Consider the following 17,342-nt stretch of genomic DNA (forward strand, 5'->3'; position numbering starts at 1 on the left):
CAATCGACACATTTATCCCAGAGCCAGTAAGAGCAATAGACAAGCCATTCCTTATGCCAGTTGAGGACGTATTCTCAATCTCAGGTAGAGGAACAGTTGCAACAGGAAGAGTTGAAAGAGGAATCCTTAAAGTATCTGACGAAGTAGAAGTAGTTGGACTTACAGAAGTTCCAAGAAAAGTAATAGTAACAGGAGTAGAGATGTTCAGAAAGCTTCTTGATCAGGCGCAAGCAGGAGACAACATAGGAGCACTTCTTAGAGGAGTAGCAAGAGACGAGATTGAAAGAGGACAGGTAATGGCGAAGCCAGGATCAATAAAGCCTCATACAAAGTTCGAAGCTCAAGTATACGTTCTTAAAAAAGAAGAAGGTGGAAGACATACTCCATTCTTTAAAGGTTACAGACCACAGTTCTACTTCAGAACAACAGACGTAACAGGTGACATCACACTTCCAGAGGGAGTAGAGATGGTAATGCCAGGAGACGACATAAACATGATGGTTGAGCTTATCACTCCAATCGCTGTTGAAGAAGGACTAAGATTCGCAATAAGAGAAGGCGGAAGAACAGTAGGATCAGGTGTAGTTGTTGCTATCCAAGCTTAATTTCCAAAAACTTAAATAAAATAATACCAATATCAATACTGCATGTCTGACATTAGTCGGATGTGCAGTTTTTTTGAAAAAAATTTAACAAAATATATTGATAACATATTGACAAATTCATTAAAATGAAATAATATATAGGTATAAGATGTAAAGTTTCATAAAAATGAAAAAATAAAAGGAGAATGAATATGATTAAAGTAAACGAGTATTTTGATGGCAATGTAAAATCAATAGGATGCAACAACTCAGAAGGAGAACTAACTGTAGGGGTAATGGCTAAGGGAGATTTTGTGTTTTCAACATCAAAAAAGGAGTTCATGACAGTCGTGAGTGGAAAGCTTGAAGTGCTTCTGCCAGGCGGGAATGAAGTGAAAACTATAGGCAAAAATGAGCAGTTTACAGTTGCGGCAAATGAAAAATTCAATGTGAAGGTTACTGAGGAAACTATTTATACATGCAGATATGAATAAAGGGTGGTAAAATGAAAAATTTGGTATTTAATATCCAGAAATATTCAATTCATGACGGTGAAGGTATAAGGACGACCATATTTTTCAAGGGCTGTCCCATGGATTGTAAATGGTGTCATAATCCGGAAAGTCAGGCATATACACAAGGTGTGATGTACAATGCAGAAAAATGCGTTGAGTGCGGAAACTGCATAAGCAAATGCCCTCAGGATGCTATATCTATAAAGGGCGGCGTAATTACTACGTCTGCTGACAGATGCAACTTTTGTGAAAGTTGTACAGATGCATGTCTTAACAATGCAAGAGAAATAGCTGGAAAAGCATATACTGTGGATGAAATCATGAAAGAAATTGAAAAAGACAAGATGTTTTATGATCAGTCAAACGGTGGAGTCACTCTTTCAGGGGGAGAAGTGATGACGCAAGACATGAATTACATACTTGGCATACTTAAAAAATGTAATAGAATGGGTTATCGCGTAAATATTGATACTTGTGGGCATGCAAGTTTTGAAAATTTTGAAAAGATAATGCCATATGTAGATACATTTCTTTATGATATAAAACATATGGATAATGAGCTTCATAAAGAACTTACGGGACAGGGGAACGAGCTGGTTTTAGGCAATCTTGCTAAACTCAGCGAAAAAGGGGCGAAAATAAACATAAGGATGCCTCTTGTAGAAGGAATAAATGCTGACGACGAACATATAGGAAAAGTTATAGATTTTTTGAGCAATCTGAAGATAGAAAAGGTTAATCTACTTCCTTATCACAACACTGGGAAAAGCAAGTACGAAAGAATGGGAATAAGATACGAGGGAGATAATTACACAGCTCCAGATGCTGAACGAATGGAAATGATAAGATTAAGATTTGAAAAAAATAATTTTAATGCTAAAATAGGAGGCTAATTCAAATGGAAAGAGGAATGAACGATAGAATTAAAAAGCTAAGAAAACAGAGCATGGAGGCGGTTCCACATATAGACATTGAAAGAGCTAAACTGGTAACAGAGGCATATAAAAAATATGAAGGAAGTATGTCTATACCTGAACTGAGAGCTCTTACATTTAAATATTACATGGAAAACAGAACGCTGTGCATAAACGAAGATGAGCTTATAGTGGGTGAAAAAGGGGATTCTCCTCAGGCATCTCCAACATTCCCAGAGCTTTGCTGTCATACTTTAGAAGATATGGAAGTAATGGACTCAAGAGACAGAATTTTCTTCAAAGTAGATGAAAAGACAATGGAAATTCACAAGGAAGAAATAATACCATATTGGGAGAACAGATCTTTAAGACATAAGATACTGAGCAACATAGGCGAAGAGTGGAAAAGATGCTATGAAGCAGGAATATTTACTGAGTTCATGGAGCAAAGAGGACCTGGACACACTGTAGGAGGAGACAAATTTTACAAAAAGGGTTTCCTTCAGCTTAAGCAAGAAGCTCAGGATTCTATAGACAAGCTTGATTTTATGAAAGATAAAGATGCACTTTCAAAGAAACATCAGCTTGAAGCTATGAAAATAGCCTGTGATGCTATAATTGCATATGCAAAGAGATACAGTGTGTATGCCAGAGAAATGGCTCAAAAAGAAGAAAATCCAGTAAGAAAACAAGAACTGCTTACAATAGCTGACAACTGTGACATAGTACCTGCAAATCCGCCTCAAAACTATTATCAGGCAATACAGATGTACTGGTTTGTACACATAGGTGTTACGACAGAGCTTAATCCATGGGATGCGTTCAGCCCGGGAAGACTTGATCAGCATCTGTATCCATTCTACAAGACGGATGCAGCGCAGGGAAGCCTGGATGATGAAAAAGCACTTGAGCTTCTTGAGTGTCTTTGGATAAAATTCAACAACCAGCCTGCGCCACCTAAAGTAGGGATAACACTTAAAGAGAGCTCGACATATACTGATTTTGCAAATATAAACACAGGCGGTATAGCGCCAGACGGAAGCGACGGCGTTAACGAAGTAAGTTATCTTATACTCGACTGTATGGACGAGATGAGACTTCTTCAGCCAAGCTCAAACGTTCAGATAAGCAGAAAGACTCCTAACAGCTTTGTGAAAAGAGCCTGTGAGATATCAAGAAAAGGATGGGGTCAGCCTGCATTTTATAACACAGAGGCAATAGTTCAGGAACTTCTTAATGCAGGAAAGACTATGGAGGACGCAAGAAAAGGCGGAACAAGTGGATGTGTTGAGACTGGTGCCTTTGGAAACGAAGCATATATACTGACTGGATACATGAACCTTCCTAAGATAGTAGAACTTACACTTACTAACGGATATGACGTAGTTTCAAAGCAGCAGCTGGGACTTCAAACTGGAGATCCAAGAGATTTCAAGACATATGAAGAATTATTTAATGCATACAAAAAGCAGGTTGAATTCTTTATAGATATTAAGGTAAAAGGAAACAACATAATAGAAAACATTTACGCGCAGTACATGCCAGTTCCGTTCCTGTCACTTGTTACAAATGACTGTATAACAAATGGAAAAGACTATAATGCAGGTGGAGCGAGATATAATATAAACTATATTCAAGGTGTTGGTATAGGAACTATTACAGACTCTCTTGCAGCTATAAAATACAATGTATTTGATAATCAGAAGTTCACTATGGCTGAAATGATGAAGGCTATTGAAAATGACTTTGAAGGACATGAAAAGATTCATAATCTTGTAACCAGCAAGACTCCTAAATACGGAAATGATGATGATTATGCGGATGATATAATGAAAAGCGTATTCAATCTTTACCATGATACAGTAACTGGAAGACCTAACATGAAGGGCGGACAGTACAGAATCAACATGCTGCCTACTACCTGTCACGTTTATTTTGGAGAAGTAATGATTGCAAGTCCAAACGGAAGGCGAGCTCATAAGCCAGTATCAGAAGGCATATCACCAGAAAAAGGAGCTGATACAAAAGGCCCTACAGCGGTTATAAAATCATGTTCTAAAATGGATCATCTTTCAACTGGAGGAACACTTTTAAATCAAAAGTTTGCACCAGCTGTAGTTGAAGGAGAAACAGGACTTGATCAGATGGCTAACCTTGTAAGAACATATTTTAATATGGACGGTCACCACATTCAGTTCAATGTAATAGACAAAGAAACGCTTATAGAGGCGCAAAAGAATCCAGATGACCACAAGGACCTTATTGTAAGGGTTGCTGGATACAGTGACCACTTCCACAACTTGAGCAGAGAACTTCAAGATGAGATAATAGGAAGAACGGATCAGACTTTCAACTAAATATTAATATAACTTACCAGGGCAGAATTTCTGCCTTGGTTTAAGTGCTTAATAATGATAAAATAATATGAAACAGTTAACGAGAGGAAGAGAAAATGAGCAGAAAAATCGGATTTATTGGTTGTGGAAATATGGCAAAAGCTATGATAGGTGGAATAATTGAATCTAAAATAGTAAGCCCTGAAAATATAATAGCAAGTGATGGATATCTGCCTTCACTTGAGAGTTCAAAAGAGAAATATGGTATAAATATATCTCAGGATAACAAAGAAATTGCAACTCAATCGGATGTAGTATTTCTTGCCGTAAAACCTAATATGTATGAGGCTGTTATAAGTGAAATTAAAGATGCAGTTAGTGAAAATACTATAATAGTAACAATTGCCCCTGGAAAAACTCTGGATAATATAGAGAAGTATTTTGGTAAAAAAGTTAAAGTACTCAGAACAATGCCCAATACACCTGCACTTGTAGGCGCTGGAGTAACAGCAGTGTGCCCAAATACGGAAATTAATAAAGAAGAATTTGAAATGTTGAAAGAAATTATAGGCACATTCAGTCTGGTTGAGCAAATTGAGGAAAAACTTTTTGACGCAGTAGTTTCTGTGAGTGGATCTTCACCTGCTTATGTATTCATGTTCATAGAAGCTATGGCTGATGCTGCAGTTATTCAAGGGATGTCAAGAGACAAGGCTTACAGATTTGCATCTCAGGCTGTAATGGGAAGTGCCAAGATGGTACTTGAAACAGGAAAACATCCGGGCGAACTAAAAGATATGGTTTGTTCTCCAGGAGGAACTACTATAGAAGCAGTTGCAGTACTTGAAGAAAAAGGATTCAGAACAGCAGTAATAGAAGCTATGAGAGTATGTGGAGAAAAATCTGCAAATATGTAGTAGTATAAAATGAGATTATATAACATAGCCTGTCATAATAAATTGTTAAAATGATGATATTCGGTTATAATAAAGGAACGATTCAATTTTAAGGAGATGATAGCTATGAATGAAATGACAGATATAGGTTTGATTGTAAATAAACTCAGAAAAGAAAAAAAGATTACTTTAAAGGAACTAAGTGACAAATCAGGGTTATCGACTGGATTTCTTTCTCAGTTTGAAAGAGGCATGACTACTATAGCGGTAGATTCGCTTATTATCATAGCAAAGATACTTGAAGTCGATCTGGATATTTTCTTTCATAAAAAAATTGCATCTTCTGGTCAGGAAATGCTCATAAGGAACTATGACAGAGAGGTTTCTTCTGTAAATTCTAAGTATATACAGTTTAATCTGGTAAGAAACGTAACAAAAGTAGATTTTTTGCCAAGGATATATGAAATACTTCCTTCGAAATATGGGGAAAAAGCAACGGAAAACTACGTACATGAAGGTCAGGAATTCATATATGTAATTGAAGGTGTACTTACCATTCATATAAAGAACAGAACTTATGAGATGTATCCTGAAGACAGCATTTATCTGGATTCGCACACTCCTCACAACTGGGAGAATAATACAAACAAAATCGTACGTATACTCACAGTAAATTCACCCAACCCTTATTTCAGTGAAACAGCAGATAAGATAAGTGCAGATTTGAAAAATAAATAGAAACAAAAAATAAGCATAAAAAAACACCTTTGGAATATGGATTGATCGCAAAAAGTTAGACCCAAAATCTAAATTTTGTGATCGGTTCAATAATTCTCGAGGTGTTTTTTTATTAAAAAGTATAAGAGGTTATAGTTGATAACTAAAAATTTTTAGTAAAATAAAGCAAAAATTTTAATTAAAACTTGACCTTTTCATATAATTAAACATATAATACTTACTGAGTATAACATTGAAAAAGCTGGTATTAATTTAAAAAATCAGGAGGATTAATGAAAATTAAAAAAATTGCAATGAAAAAAGTAAGAAAAAAAGTTATTTTGGACCCTGGTAAGGTCTCTATTGAGAAAAAAATCTATTTTGGATTTTCGGTGGTGACTTCAGTAATTGTAATGATGGCGGTAATATCGGTTGTATCTGGCAACAGCATGAACACGGTTACAAGAACCATAAGTGAAGGAAGAATACCGGCAATAGTATATGCAAATAAAATCAATTCTGGAATCTCAGATTATCGCATTTATGAAAGTGGAATAGTGCTTGCAGAGGACCAGGCTCAGATGGATGATGCAGAGAAGTTAATGAAGGAACACGAAAATCAGGTAAATATGGATATTCAGGATTATAAGTCATATATGAAAACGCAAAATGAGAGAGATACAATTGGCTATATTGAAACTCATTGGAATACATATCTTGAATATAGTGCAAGGACAGTGCTTTTGAGAAGACAGGAAAAAGTTTTGGAAGCCACAAGATGGCTTAGAGGTGAGAGTCGTGATGAGTATGCAAATCTTTCTGAGGGACTTAAGGAGCTGACAGATTTAAATTCAAAATATGCCGAAGGGGATAGCGACAGAGCCAGCAAAGTATTCCTGACTTCTATAATGATAGCGATATTATTTGCATTAGCAGGTACTGTTTTTGCTGTTTTTATAAGAAAGACAATCATGAAAAATATAAATGAACCTCTGAAGAAATTAATAGATGCAGCGGAAAAGATTGCAGTGGGAGATACAGAAACCGATATCGAATATGAAAATGAAGACGAAATAAGGAGTTTGGTAGATTCTTTCAAAAAAATCATAGAAGGTATAAAAGAACAGTCCCACGTCGCAAACCTTATAGCCCAGGGAGATCTGACAGCACATATAATACCCAGGTCTGAGAATGACGTGCTTGGAATTGCACTTGTTTCCATGATAGATTCAAACAATGATATGCTTTCAAGCATAAGCATGGCATCGGAGCAGTTAGCTTCAGGTGCGGGACAGATTTCGGATTCAAGTACGGTGCTTTCTCGGGGAGCTACAGAACAGGCAGGTTCTATAGAACGACTTACGCTAGCGCTTGAAGAAATATCTGAAAAAACAGTAATGAACGTTGAAAATGCAAAAAAAGCCAATGCAATTGCAGAAAACGCAAAATATGGGGCAGAAAAAGGAAATACTCAGATGGGGGAAATGTTAAGGTCTATGGAGGAAATTAATTTATCCTCAGAGAGTATATCCAAAGTCATAAAAGTGATTGAAGACATAGCTTTTCAGACTAATATACTGGCCCTTAATGCAGCTGTTGAGGCTGCCAGGGCAGGACAATATGGAAAAGGTTTTGCAGTTGTTGCTGAAGAAGTTAAAAATCTTGCCGAAAGATCGGCAAAATCAGCAAGAGAAACAGCAGAAATGATAGAAGCTTCAGTAAAAAAGACACACGAAGGTACTCAGATAGCAAATGAAACAGCACAAGCTCTTTATAGTATAATACAAGAAGTTGACCGCGCAGCAGTTGTGGTAGCAGAGATTGCCTTTGCATCAGAGGAGCAGGCTGACAATATAAGTCAAGTCAATGTTGCCATAAACCAGGTTTCTGATGTGGTACAGTCTAATTCAGCAACATCAGAACAAAGTGCTGCAGCAAGCGAAGAACTTGCAGGACAGGCCCAGGCTCTTAAGGACATGGTAAGCAGATATAAATTGAAATAAATATTAAATTAGTTATAGAAACTATAAAATTTATGAGCAAAATCTCCAGGACAGTATTGTAATGGAGATTTTGCTGTGTTTTCAGGTATAAATATGGGTATTAAATTATTATGAGATAATTTATGATATAATTAAAGACAGCACTGAAAATTAACAAAAAAGTGAGGTAAAGCAATGAAGATAGTTGTAATAGACGGTCAAGGCGGAGGCATGGGGAAATCTATAATAGAAAATATAAGAAAAAAGTATATAGACGTTGAAATAATTGCAGTAGGGACCAATTCTCTTGCTACGTCAACAATGCTCAAAGCGGGAGCAAGTGCAGGTGCTACCGGAGAAAATGCGGTGATTTTCAACTGCAGAGAGGCTGATATTATTGCAGGCCCTGTAGGTATATGCTTTGCAAATTCCATGCATGGTGAAATAAGTCCTTCGCTTGCATCGGCCGTATCTTCGAGTAAGGCTCAGAAACTTCTTATACCGATGTCTAAATGTCATGCCACTATAATTGGTATCTCAGAAAAGCCTTTTGGAGCTTACATTGAAGAAATGATGGAAAAGTTGAGTACATTCCTACATTAACTCTGACTTATGGGATGGCTTGTAAAAAAAACGAACATTGGCAAACGATTTCACTTGATAAAGTACGAACTTTTTGGTAATATTAGAAGGTAGTCTCTGCAGGTTGTTTTGCCTGGACAGGTACATCGGTTGGAAATACAGGTTTATGAATCAGAAGGAGCATTAGAGATGAATATTAACGAGATACTTTGCAGGGTAGACCATACTTTGCTGGCGCAGACGTCAACATGGGAACAGATAAAAGAAATTTGCGATGATGCAATAAAATATGGGGCGGCAAGTGCCTGCATCCCTCCTTCCTTTGTAAAAAGAGCAAAGGAATATGTTGGTGACAAACTTGCAATATGTACGGTAATAGGGTTTCCAAACGGTTATATGACAACTCCGGTAAAAGTGTTTGAAACAAAGGATGCAATAAAAAATGGAGCTGACGAGATTGACATGGTCATAAATATAGGGGATCTAAAAGACAAAAATCATGAGGCTATACTTGAGGAAATAATTAAAATTAAGGAAGCCTGTGGAGAGAAGATACTCAAAGTTATAATAGAGACATGTCTGCTTACTGAGGAAGAAATGGTGGTTATGTGTGATCTTGTTACAAGAGCAAAGGCCGACTATATAAAGACTTCTACTGGTTTTAGCACATCTGGAGCAAAAAGAGAAGATATAATAATTTTTAAAAAATATCTGGGAAAAGATATAAAGATTAAAGCTGCAGGTGGAATAAGCTCTCTGGAAGATGCACAAGATTTTATAAAACTTGGTGCAGACAGACTGGGAACCAGCAGGATAATAAAGATTGTAAAAAACGAGGAAGTTTCAAAAGAAACTTACTAAATTTAATTTGTTAATATTATTTAAATATTTTAGAAAATATGAGGTGAAAATATGAGTAACATACCAACCCCCCACATTACTGCTAAAAACGGTGATTTTGCAGAGACAGTACTAATGCCAGGCGATCCACTGAGAGCTAAATTTATAGCAGAAACATTCCTTGAAAATGCGGAACTGGTTAACAATGTAAGAGGAATACACGGATATACAGGTTATTACAAAGGTAAAAGAGTGTCCGTTATGGCAAGTGGAATGGGAATGCCATCGATAGGTATATATTCTTACGAACTATATAATTTTTATGATGTAAAAAATATTATAAGGATAGGTTCGGCTGGAGCAATACATCCAGACCTTAAAATAAAGGATATAGCAATAGGCATGGGAGCTTGTACAAATTCAAATTATGTATCACAGTATGGCTTGCCAGGAAATCTTGCGCCAATCGCAAGTTTTGAACTTCTCAAAAAAGCTACAGATTTAGCTGAAGAAATGGGATTGAGCTATAAGGTAGGAAATCTTTATTCTTCTGATACATTTTATGATGACATGTCCAGACTTAAGGAATGGCAGAGGATGGGAGTTCTTGCTGTAGAAATGGAAGCAGCAGCACTTTATATGAATGCCATGAGAGCTGGAAAAAATGCACTTGCCATATGCACTATTTCAGATTGTCCATTTACAGGAGAGGCAAGCTCAGCAGAAGAAAGACAAAATTCCTTTACTCAGATGATGAAGCTTGCACTTGAAATAGCGTAATATATTTGATTATATTGTAGGGAGGGTGAGTGATGCTAGATTACGAAAAGCTGATAACAGAAGCACTTTGTGCAAGAGAAAAAGCATATGTACCATACTCAAAGTTTTCGGTAGGATCAGCGCTTTTGTGTGACAGTGGCGAGATAATCAGGGGCTGCAATATAGAAAATGCGGCATACAGCCCTACTAACTGTGCCGAAAGAACTGCAGTTTTTAAAGCTGTAAGTGAAGGCAAAAAAGAATTTAAGGCCATAGCAGTAGTCGGAGGTCCCAAAGATGCACCTCCTGCAGAGATAATATCCCCATGTGGAGTATGCAGACAGGTTTTGATGGAGTTTTGCGACCCTTATGTTTTTGAGGTCATCATGGCAAAAAATACCAGAGAATACAAAGTTTACAAATTGGATGAACTGCTACCTGAAGGATTTTCACCAAAAAATCTATTGAAAAACAAATAGATGGGAGTGTACATTTCTTAAATGAACATTCTAAAAAAAACGGGAAAAAGCTTTTATTTTAATGACAAATGTGATAATATTTGTGTAGTAACTAATATTATCAAAAAATCGGAGGATATTATGAAAAAATTACTAAGTTTAATGCTTGTAATGGTACTTGGAATTTCAGTACTTACAGGCTGTTCTGGCGGATCAGACAGTGGCTCAAATACATATGAGCTTGCGCTGATAACTGACGTTGGAACAATCGATGACAAATCATTTAACCAGGGTGCCTGGGAAGGTCTTGTTGAGTATGCAACAGAGAACGACATAACTCACAAGTACTACCAGCCATCTGAAAAGACTACAGATGCTTACCTTTCATCAATTGACCTAGCTGTAAAAGCAGGAGCAAAGGTAATAGTTACACCTGGATATCTTTTTGAGCCAGCAGTATTTAAGGCACAAGATACTTACCCAGACGTAAAGTTCATACTTCTTGATGGAACTCCACAAGATGGAACTTACACTGAATTCAAGTTAAATGATAACGTATATTCAGTATTTTATGCTGAAGAGCAAGCTGGATTCCTTGCAGGATATGCTGCAGTTAAAGAAGGAGACACAAAGCTTGGATTTATGGGCGGAATGGCAGTTCCTGCAGTTGTAAGATTCGGATACGGATTTGTACAAGGAGCTGAGTATGCTGCAAAAGAGATGGGAATCACAGGACTTGAAGTTAAGTACAACTACACAGGTGATTTCAAAGCTACTCCAGAAGTTCAGTCAAAAGCTGCTTCTTGGTACCAGGGTGGAACAGAAGTTATATTTGCATGTGGTGGAGCTGTAGGAAACTCAGTTATGGCTGCTGCGGAAGCTTCTGACGGAAAAGTTATCGGAGTTGACGTTGACCAGTCTCCAGAATCTGCAACTGTTATAACTTCAGCTATGAAAATGCTTGGACAGTCAGTGTATGATGCTATAGCAGCATATTACGGCGATTCATTCCCAGGTGGAGTAAGTGCTACTCTTGGAGCTGATGTTGATGGTGTAGGACTTCCAATGGAAACAAGCAAATTTGAAGTTTTCACTCAAGCTGATTATGATGCAATATACGCAAAACTTGTAGCTGGGGAAATATCAATGATGAAAGACAAAGACGGCGAAAAAGAAGTTAAGCTGTCAGATATACCAGTATCAGCTGTAAAGGTTGAAGAAATAGCTTAATAAACAGATCTATTTAGGATTTCACTAAGTAATATAGTTACAAATGGGGAAAGGTGTGGAATATACACACCTTTTTTCAAATTCATAAACAAACAGAAAAATCAGAAATCATATAAAAAATATTTTGCATTTAGAAACACTGAAAAATGGGAATATTCATAGTATACCTACCGAAATAAATTTGAACTAATATTTTATGGAACTATAAGGAATGGAGATAATATGGGTTATTGCATCGAAATGATAAATATAACTAAAGAATTTCCCGGAATAATAGCAAATGACAATATAACTCTACAGGTAAAAAAAGGTGAGATACATGCACTGCTTGGAGAGAATGGCGCAGGGAAATCAACGCTTATGAGCGTACTTTTCGGACTTTACCAGCCGGAAAAAGGAATTATAAAAAAAGATGGGCAAGAAGTAAAGATAAAAAATCCAAATGATGCAAATGATTTGGGTATAGGAATGGTCCATCAGCATTTTAAACTTGTAGAAAATTTCACTGTTCTTGAAAACATTATTCTTGGTATGGAAACGACTGAGCATGGGGTACTCAAGATGGGAGATGCCAGGAAAAAAGTTGTAGAACTGAGTGAAAGATATAATCTTTCTATAGAGCCGGACTCTAAGATAGAAGATATAACTGTGGGTATGCAGCAAAGGGTAGAAATTCTGAAAATGCTCTACAGGGAAAATGAGATACTGATATTTGATGAGCCTACGGCTGTCCTTACTGCAGCTGAAATAGATGAACTGATCAATATTATGAAAAACCTTATAAATGAAGGAAAGAGCATAATCTTTATAACTCATAAGCTAAATGAAATAAAAAGAGCTGCAGACAGATGTACCGTGCTGAGAAAAGGAAAGTATATAGGTACGGTAGAAGTTGCGCAAACTTCTAAAGAAGAGCTTTCTAAGATGATGGTTGGAAGGGACGTAGATTTTGAAGTTGAAAAATCGCCGTCAAAACCTGGAGATGTAATTCTTGAAGTGAAAAATCTAAGTGTTAAATCAAAAACATCACAAAAAAGTCTTCTTAATAATGTCAGTTTTAATGTAAGATCAGGAGAAATACTCAGCATTGCAGGGATAGAAGGAAATGGTCAGTCAGAGCTGGTATATTCTATAACTGGACTTATGAAGTCAAGCAGCGGAGAAATAATTCTAAGTGGGAAGAATATAGAAAATGAATCTATAAGAAATAGAACACTCACTGGTATGGGCCACATCCCAGAAGACAGACACAAGCATGGACTTGTACTTGACTACACTCTTGCAGAAAACATGATACTTCAGACTTATTTCAAAGCTCCATTTCAAAAGAATGGATTTCTTCAAAATGATGAAATAGAAAAGTATTCTGACAGGCTTATTGAAGAATTTGATGTAAGAAGCGGTCAGGGATCTGATTCAATTGCAAGAAGCATGTCAGGCGGAAATCAGCAAAAAGCAATAATTGCAAGGGAAATTGACAGAGATCCTATGCTGCTTGTAGCGGTTCAGCCTACGAGAGGACTAGACGTTGGAGCCATAGAATATATTCACAAACAGCTTGTTAAAGAAAGAGACGAAGGAAGGGCTGTCCTTCTCGTATCTCTGGAGCTTGACGAAGTTATGAATGTGAGCGACAGGATAATAGTAATATATGAAGGTGAGCTTGTGGGAGAATTCAAACCTGAAGAAGTAACAGTAGAAGAACTGGGGCTATACATGTCAGGCTCAAAAAGGAGGGAAATAAATGAATAAGAAACTGAAGAACTATTTACTTGGTCCCGCCTTTGAAAGCTTTCTGTCCTCGTTTTCAGCGATACTCATAGGGCTCTTGTTTGGATTTTTAATACTTTTCATAAGTCATCCAAGTCAGGCCCTGCCAGGATTTATGACTATACTCCTGGGTGGGTTCACAGGAGGAGCCAAGGGTCTTGGCGATGTTTTATATTTTGCGACTCCTCTGATTCTCACTGGACTTTCGGTTGGATTCGCATTTAAAACGGGACTATTTAATATAGGGGCCCCAGGCCAGTTTGTCCTTGGTTCATACTTTGCAGTTTATGTAGGAATAAAATTTACTTCAATTCCACCCTCTATTCACTGGATAGTAGCCATTGCTGCAGGCATGGTGGGAGGAGCCCTGTGGGGGGCTATACCTGGATTACTCAAGGCTTACAGAAATGTACATGAGGTAATAGCATCGATAATGATGAACTATATAGGAATATATCTTGTGAATATGCTTGTAAAAGGTGATTCAGCAATTTTTGATACTCTAAGAAATCAGTCAAGAACCCCATCTAAAGGAGCTATAATTCCAAAGATGGGTCTGGATAATTTATATGGAAATTCCAGTGTTAACGGCGGAATATTTGTTGCACTTATTGCAGTAGTAGTTATCTATATAGTATTGAACAAGACTACTTTTGGATATGAGCTAAAAGCATGTGGACATAACAGAGAAGCAAGTCGTTATGCAGGTATTAATGAAAAAAAGAGCATAGTAATGTCTATGATAATATCGGGGGCACTTGCAGGCCTTGGAGGGGCACTTCTGCTTCTTGCTGGAGCAGGCAAACACCTTGAAGTCATTGATGTGCTTCCCGCAGAAGGTTTTAACGGCATACCGGTGGCTTTGCTGGGAATGTCTAATCCAATAGGGATACTTCTGGCAGCTCTCTTTATAGCCTATATAAATCAGGGTGGGTTTTATCTTCAACTTTACAACTTTGTTCCAGAAATAATAACGATAATAACAGCATCTATAGTATACTTCAGTGCATTTGCACTGGTATTTCGAAGACTTATTGAAAATAAAAGGAAAAAACATTCGGGTGACAACCGGCCTAATGTCAACGGCGAGGCTGAAATCGCAGACAAATCAGGAGAGGAGGAGAAAATATAATGAGTATAGTATTCTTTTTATTCCAGCAGACCATGTTTTTCTCGATACCTCTTTTAATAGTGGCTCTTGGAGGCATGTTTAGTGAGAGGGCCGGAGTAGTAAATATAGCACTTGAAGGTATAATGGTAATTGGAGCATTTTCAAGTATTTTCTTTATAAATATTATGCAAAAAACAGGAGCCATGAGTGGTCAGCCGCTCTTGCTTACAGCAATACTGGTTGCAGCTCTTGCGGGCGGACTCTATTCCCTGCTTCATGCCTATGCAGCCATAAATATGAGCGCAAACCAGGTTATAAGTGGTACGGCCCTTAATATGTTCGCTCCGGCATTTGCCATATACACAGCGCGTATGATACAAGGGCTTCAGCAGGTACAATTTACCAACCAGTTCAGGATATCATCGGTTCCTGTACTTGGGAGCATACCCGTATTAGGACCTATGTTCTTTCAAAACACTTATATAACGACCTATATTGGAATACTCATACTTGTAGTATCGACATTTGTTATAAACAAGACAAGATTCGGACTCAGGCTGAGAGCTTGTGGAGAACATCCGGGTGCGGCTGACTCGGTAGGAATTAATGTTTACAGGATTCGTTATGCAGGAGTTTTTATTTCAGGTATACTCGGAGGAATTGGAGGGCTGGTATTTGTTATCCCAACATCTATAAACTTTAATGCAGATGTTGCAGGATACGGATTCCTCGCACTTGCGGTTCTTATATTTGGACAGTGGAGACCTATGAAGATATTGGTTGCAGCGTTTTTCTTTGGAACGGCAAAAACAATAGCATCTACGTATGCGATTGTACCCTTCCTTGCAAATTCAGGAGTACCAGACAATATATACAAGATGATACCTTATGTTGCGACTCTTATACTTCTGGCATTTACGTCTGATAAATCTGCAGCACCAAAAGCTTCGGGAGAACCTTACGATAAGGGAGCAAGATAATATGAGAATGTATGATATTATTCATAAAAAAAGGCAGGGCCAACATCTTACAAAAGAAGAAATAAAATTCTTCGTAAAGGGTTATGCAAATGATGAAATCCCAGACTATCAGGCAGCGGCACTCCTTATGGCTATATTCTTCATGGATATGAATATAGAAGAAACCACAGAACTGACTCTGGCTATGGCGCATTCTGGAGATATGGTAGATCTTTCACCAATTTCAGGAATTAAAGTAGACAAGCACTCCACAGGAGGGGTTGGGGACAAAACAACACTTGTTATAACCCCTATAGTAGCTTCTTGCGGGCCCAAAATTGCAAAAATGTCAGGAAGAGGTCTGGGTCATACAGGAGGAACTGTAGATAAGCTCGAATCAATACCTGGCCTAAAGACCAGTTTCACAATGGAAGAATTTTTTGATATTGTTAATAAGACAGGAATATCGGTTATAGGACAATCGGGAAATCTTGCTCCGGCAGATAAAAAGCTCTACGCTCTTAGAGACGTTACGGCTACTATAGACAAAATTCCGCTCATTGCCTCGAGTATAATGAGTAAAAAACTTGCAGCGGGATCTGACTGCATACTCCTGGATGTTAAGTGTGGTTCGGGAGCTTTCATGAAAGACATAGAAAGTGCAGTTGAGCTTGCAAGTATTATGGTAAACATTGCAGAAAATGCCGGTAGAAGATGTACGGCGCTTGTGACCGACATGGATGTACCTCTTGGAGAAAATGTAGGTAATATCCTTGAAGTAATGGAGGCTATTGATGTAATGAGAGGCCATGGACCAGAGGACCTTAGACATGAATGTATAGAACTTTCAGCTGAGATGCTTCATCTTGCAGGAATGGGATCGCTTGATGAGTGCAGAAACTTGGCAGAAAATTCCATAAAGACAGGAAAAGCCTTTGATAAATTTGTAGAGATGGTGGAGGGACAAGGCGGAGATTCGTCATATGTCACAGATACATCTAAGTTTGAAAAAGCAAGATATACACATGAGGTAAAAGCTTTAAAAAGTGGATACATTGTGGATATGGATACTGAAAAATGCGGGACCTCGGCAGTAGTGCTTGGGGCAGGAAGAAAAACTATGGACTCTGTAATAGATTTTGCAGCAGGACTCAAAATAAAAGCCAAGATTGGTGACTGCGTGGAGGAAGGCCAGACCATAGCCGTTCTATTGACTAACAACGAGAAATCTCTAAAAGAAGCAGAAAAACTGTATCTTGAAGCGATTGTAATTGGAGACGTAAAACCTGAAAAAAGACTTCAGGTTATGGCGAGAGTAGACAAACACACAAAAACTATATATTAAATTATCTTACAACAAACTAAAAAGGGGCTGTCGGGAAATAGCCCCCAAAGAAAAAAGCGACTAGTTCGCTTTTTTTAATGCAAAAAAAAGCAAAAAAAAATGACAAAATATATTGCCATCTTTTCCCGTTATATTTTATAATATAACTGCCCATGAAACAATATTATAACCAATTTTTTGAAAAAGGACAACAGGTTATTAATTTTAATCTTTACACAATAGGTTTACCTGCTGACGATCCAGTCTATACCCTAATAAATGTATTGGAGGATTTCGATTTTTCTAGCTTACTGGCTAGATACTCAAACAAGGGAAGAAAAGGCTATAACCCTATTATGTTATTT

At 37.5% G+C, this 17,342-nt stretch carries 16 protein-coding genes; all 16 read left to right on the forward strand.

Features of this window, described 5'->3' with window-relative positions:
• Positions 1-605, forward strand: a 605-nt coding sequence (locus tag G558_RS0110420) for an EF-Tu C-terminal domain-related protein (RefSeq protein ID WP_028830115.1), incomplete at its 5' end; no start/stop codon positions are given.
• 191 nt (positions 606-796) lie between these two features.
• The gene (gene ppnP, locus G558_RS0110425) at positions 797-1,078 is read left to right on the forward strand and encodes a pyrimidine/purine nucleoside phosphorylase (RefSeq protein ID WP_036931916.1); all 282 of its coding nucleotides are present in this window, start codon (positions 797-799) and stop codon (positions 1,076-1,078) included.
• 11 nt (positions 1,079-1,089) lie between these two features.
• Positions 1,090-1,992 carry a trans-4-hydroxy-L-proline dehydratase activase gene (locus G558_RS0110430; RefSeq protein ID WP_028830117.1) on the forward strand — a complete coding sequence of 301 codons (903 nt, stop codon included), beginning with the start codon at positions 1,090-1,092 and terminating at the stop codon, positions 1,990-1,992.
• Positions 1,993-1,997: 5 nt separating this feature from the next.
• Positions 1,998-4,370, forward strand: coding sequence for a trans-4-hydroxy-L-proline dehydratase (gene hypD / locus G558_RS0110435; RefSeq protein WP_028830118.1), 2,373 nt, complete (start codon positions 1,998-2,000; stop codon positions 4,368-4,370).
• A gap of 95 nt (positions 4,371-4,465) precedes the next feature.
• Complete coding sequence (gene proC, locus G558_RS0110440) at positions 4,466-5,266, forward strand: pyrroline-5-carboxylate reductase (protein ID WP_028830119.1); 801 nt, start codon at positions 4,466-4,468, stop codon at positions 5,264-5,266.
• A gap of 105 nt (positions 5,267-5,371) precedes the next feature.
• On the forward strand, positions 5,372-5,983 hold the full coding sequence (locus G558_RS0110445) for a helix-turn-helix domain-containing protein (protein WP_028830120.1): 612 nt from the start codon (positions 5,372-5,374) through the stop codon (positions 5,981-5,983).
• 272 nt (positions 5,984-6,255) lie between these two features.
• Positions 6,256-7,965 (forward strand): methyl-accepting chemotaxis protein, encoded by a 1,710-nt coding sequence (locus G558_RS13070; RefSeq protein WP_051188648.1) that lies wholly within the window; start codon positions 6,256-6,258, stop codon positions 7,963-7,965.
• Between the two features lie 174 nt (positions 7,966-8,139).
• Positions 8,140-8,547, forward strand: a complete 408-nt coding sequence (locus tag G558_RS0110455; protein WP_028830121.1) for a DUF3842 family protein — start codon at positions 8,140-8,142, stop codon at positions 8,545-8,547.
• Between the two features lie 168 nt (positions 8,548-8,715).
• Complete coding sequence (gene deoC, locus G558_RS0110460; protein ID WP_028830122.1) at positions 8,716-9,387, forward strand: deoxyribose-phosphate aldolase; 672 nt, start codon at positions 8,716-8,718, stop codon at positions 9,385-9,387.
• Between the two features lie 51 nt (positions 9,388-9,438).
• The gene (deoD, locus tag G558_RS0110465) at positions 9,439-10,146 is read left to right on the forward strand and encodes a purine-nucleoside phosphorylase (RefSeq protein ID WP_028830123.1); all 708 of its coding nucleotides are present in this window, start codon (positions 9,439-9,441) and stop codon (positions 10,144-10,146) included.
• Positions 10,147-10,178: 32 nt separating this feature from the next.
• The gene (locus tag G558_RS0110470; protein WP_028830124.1) at positions 10,179-10,604 is read left to right on the forward strand and encodes a cytidine deaminase; all 426 of its coding nucleotides are present in this window, start codon (positions 10,179-10,181) and stop codon (positions 10,602-10,604) included.
• 120 nt (positions 10,605-10,724) lie between these two features.
• Positions 10,725-11,813: a BMP family lipoprotein gene (locus G558_RS0110475; protein ID WP_028830125.1), complete on the forward strand. Its 1,089-nt coding sequence runs from the start codon at positions 10,725-10,727 to the stop codon at positions 11,811-11,813.
• A 222-nt stretch (positions 11,814-12,035) separates the two neighbouring features.
• Complete coding sequence (locus G558_RS0110480; RefSeq protein WP_028830126.1) at positions 12,036-13,565, forward strand: ABC transporter ATP-binding protein; 1,530 nt, start codon at positions 12,036-12,038, stop codon at positions 13,563-13,565.
• Complete coding sequence (locus tag G558_RS13075; RefSeq protein ID WP_051188649.1) at positions 13,558-14,715, forward strand: ABC transporter permease; 1,158 nt, start codon at positions 13,558-13,560, stop codon at positions 14,713-14,715. Before G558_RS0110480 ends, G558_RS13075 begins: the two co-directional genes overlap by 8 nt.
• Positions 14,715-15,674 (forward strand): ABC transporter permease, encoded by a 960-nt coding sequence (locus G558_RS0110490; RefSeq protein ID WP_028830127.1) that lies wholly within the window; start codon positions 14,715-14,717, stop codon positions 15,672-15,674. Before G558_RS13075 ends, G558_RS0110490 begins: the two co-directional genes overlap by 1 nt.
• A gap of 1 nt (position 15,675) precedes the next feature.
• Entirely contained in the window at positions 15,676-16,998 is a 1,323-nt protein-coding gene (locus G558_RS0110495; protein ID WP_028830128.1) for a thymidine phosphorylase, read from the forward strand.
• Positions 16,999-17,342 lie beyond the last annotated feature (344 nt).

Origin of the sequence: Proteocatella sphenisci DSM 23131 (assembly GCF_000423525.1) — a bacterium.
GTDB classification, from domain to species: Bacteria; Bacillota; Clostridia; order Peptostreptococcales; family Filifactoraceae; genus Proteocatella; species Proteocatella sphenisci.